The following is a 2,810-nucleotide window of genomic DNA, read 5'->3' on the forward strand; positions in this document are numbered from 1 at the left end:
GGTGCGGGTGGTGTGGTGTAGGGGGTGGCCTGGGCGCCACAGGGTGATGGTCATGGTCGGGCCCTCTAGTTGGGTCAGGACGGCCTCTTCGATGCCGGCGGTGAAGAAGTGGGAGTCGGTGAAGGCGTCGGCGTCCATGCCGCGGGCCGTCAGCATCTGCTTGATGCGGTCGCGGTCGGTTTCCGGGTTTGCGCGCCCGGAGATCTTGGCGTCGCCTGGGCCGGTGGGCTTGGTCTCGGTGCTGAGGAGGACGGGTGGGCCGTGCAATGCGAACCGGGGGTCACGCTGGAGGTCGCGGGTCTTCAGAGCGCCGGACATGGAGCCGAACCAAAGGTCGTCGCCGATGAAGTAGGCCTCGATGCCGCTGACCCGTGGCGAGCCGTCGCTGCGCAGCGTGGGGCGGCCCTGGTACGGGAATCATTCGAAGCGCACAAGCACAAGACGCTGCAACTCCGGTGCCGACTCGACGACCTCGTGCCAGTTGGCCATTGGCCTCCCCACGTAGAGGGACGTTGTACCGAGCACATGAACCTGCCACTTGGGTCCGACACTTTGCCTACGCCGAACGCTTGAAGGCGGGGCGCGGGTCGGCGTCTCGCTGGGCGAGCTTGGGCGTCGGCATTTGCGGACGTTCCTGGGCGGGCGTTGCCCGGCAGGAGGTTCGCGTAGCCCGGTCGGGCGAGGGCAGTTCGCCCAGGCCCATTAGTTGTCAGGCTGGGGTAGGCGGGAGACGTATGACGGCTGTTCCCGCGTCCAGGTCGATGGTGGTGTGCGGGGGTGCGGCGTCGTTCTCCTCGTCCCGATGGATCAGGGACGAGCTGCGCTGGTCTTGCTGGTTGCGGTGCGTCCCCTGGAAGAAGACGTCCAGCTCCCCTACCGCGATCGCTGAAACCGGGCGGCCCACCTCGTCCCGGCGCCAAGGGAGGCGGAACTTGCGATGCGCCCACAGGCCGGCGTGGTCGAGGACGGCGAAAGCGACCAGGCCGACCACGAGCCCAGGAATCGTCATAAATGCAACCAGCGCCATAGCTCCGCCAACGAACGTGCCGCGCCGGCAGTTGCACTGCCGCGCCGAGGCGACCCATCGAGCCCGCGGAGGGTCGCGTCATGGGTGGGTCGGCGTGGGGCGGGTGGTGGTGCTGCCGCAGATGCGGAGTGTGCTTTCCAGGCACAGGGTCGCCGCTTCGTCGGCGGATAGGCGGGCGGCGGAGACCTCTGCGGCGGCGGCGTGTTGGAGTCCGATGACGGCGGCGGTCAGCCAGGCGGCGGAGACCGAACCGTCCAGGTCGCCCGTGCGCTGGCCTCGCTGGATGAGCCGTTCCAGGCGCGGGGGCACGACGTCGTGGGGGTCGTTGCTCGTCGGCCGCGGGATCCAGGTGACGGTCGGGTCCAGCAGGAGCGGGTAGCGGCGGAGGAATCGCCAGCCGGCGTCGAGGAACCCGGCCAGCGCGTCGGCGGGCGGGGCGGTTTCGAGGTCGGCGGCGTCGAGCAGGGCGGCGTATTCGGCGGCCGCGGTCTCGATGAGGGCGGCCATGAGGGCGTCGCGTGAGGGGAAGTGCGCGTAGACGGTCTGGCGGGTGACGCCGGCCTTGGTGGCGATCTCCTCCATGCTCGCGTCGGGCCGCTCGCCGAGGACGATGCGCGCCGCGTCGAGGATGGCGTCGATGCTCCGCCGGGCGTCGGACCGCCGGGGGCGGGACGGTGCGGCGGTGTCCGGCGTGTCACTCACCCGGCGATGCTATCCGCCCGACACAACCTTGACACGTCGTAAGAGATAGTTAACGCTTACAGCATGTCAAAGAACGGTGCGGGTGGCGGTGCGGCGATCGAGGCGCACGGGCTGGTCAAGGTCTACGGGGCGACCCGGGCGCTGGACGGAATCGACCTCACGGTCCGGCGCGGTCAGGTGTTCGGGTTCCTCGGACCAAACGGCGCGGGCAAGACCACCGCGATCCGCATTCTGGCCACGCTGACCCGGCCTGACGGCGGCACCGCCCGCGTCCTCGGCCACGACCTGGTCGCCGAGCGGAACGCGATCCGGGCCCGGGTGTCGGTGACCGGCCAGTTCGCCGCCCTGGACGAGGACCTCACCGGGCACGAGAACCTGATCATCCTGGGCCGCCTCCACGGCCTGGCAGGCACCGCCGCCGGGCGGCGGGCCGATGACCTGCTCGCCGCCTTCGACCTCACCGGCGCCGCCGGCCGGACGGTGGGCGGGTACTCGGGCGGGATGCGCCGCCGCCTGGACATCGCGGCCGGCCTGATCCTGACCCCCGACCTGCTGTTCCTCGACGAGCCGACCACCGGGCTCGATCCGCGCAGCCGGAGCCGGGTGTGGGAGCTGGTCCGTCAGATCGCCGCCGCGGGGACCACGGTGCTGCTCACCACCCAGTACCTCGACGAGGCCGACCAGCTCGCCGAGCAGATCGCGGTGATCGACCAGGGCCGGATCGTGGCCGAAGGCACCAGCGCGCAACTCAAGGCCCGGGTGGGCGCGGGCGCGCTGCACGTCCGGCTTCTGGACGGCGAGCAGCGTCCGCTGGCACGGCAGATCCTGGCGGGCGCCCTGGAAGGGACGGTCCATCCCGGCTCCGATCCGCTCGCCTTGTCCATGCTGCTCGCCACTCCGGCCGGCGCGGCGGACGTGGGCGGGCTGGTCGGGCACGCCATGACCCGGCTCGCCGAGGCACGCGTGGGCGTCGCCGAGGTCTCCCTAGGCCAGCCCAGCCTGGACGAGGCCTTCCTCGCCCTGACCGGCCGCACACCCCTGACCGACCACACGACCCCGGCTGGCCGCACACCCCCGACCC

Annotated in this window: 3 protein-coding genes and 1 pseudogene; 1 reads left to right on the forward strand and 3 read right to left on the reverse strand. The window is 71.3% G+C overall.

All coding sequences use genetic code 11. The annotated features are described in order from the left end of the window. The 3 genes and pseudogenes from E1293_RS46085 to E1293_RS46095 all read right to left on the reverse strand — a co-directional run. Positions 1-318, reverse strand: a pseudogene (locus E1293_RS46085) (pyridoxamine 5'-phosphate oxidase family protein); the annotation flags it as partial. A 391-nt stretch (positions 319-709) separates the two neighbouring features. Continuing rightward, on the reverse strand, positions 710-1,009 hold the full coding sequence (locus E1293_RS46090; protein ID WP_132206346.1) for a DUF6191 domain-containing protein: 300 nt from the start codon (positions 1,007-1,009) through the stop codon (positions 710-712). A gap of 96 nt (positions 1,010-1,105) precedes the next feature. Continuing rightward, positions 1,106-1,729 carry a TetR/AcrR family transcriptional regulator gene (locus E1293_RS46095; RefSeq protein WP_132206348.1) on the reverse strand — a complete coding sequence of 208 codons (624 nt, stop codon included), beginning with the start codon at positions 1,727-1,729 and terminating at the stop codon, positions 1,106-1,108. Between the two features lie 63 nt (positions 1,730-1,792). Here E1293_RS46095 and E1293_RS46100 point away from each other — a divergent pair. After that, the coding region (locus E1293_RS46100; protein ID WP_132206350.1) for an ATP-binding cassette domain-containing protein at positions 1,793-2,810 on the forward strand (1,018 nt) is incomplete at its 3' end.

This window comes from Actinomadura darangshiensis (assembly GCF_004349235.1).
GTDB classification, from domain to species: domain Bacteria; phylum Actinomycetota; class Actinomycetes; order Streptosporangiales; family Streptosporangiaceae; genus Spirillospora; species Spirillospora darangshiensis.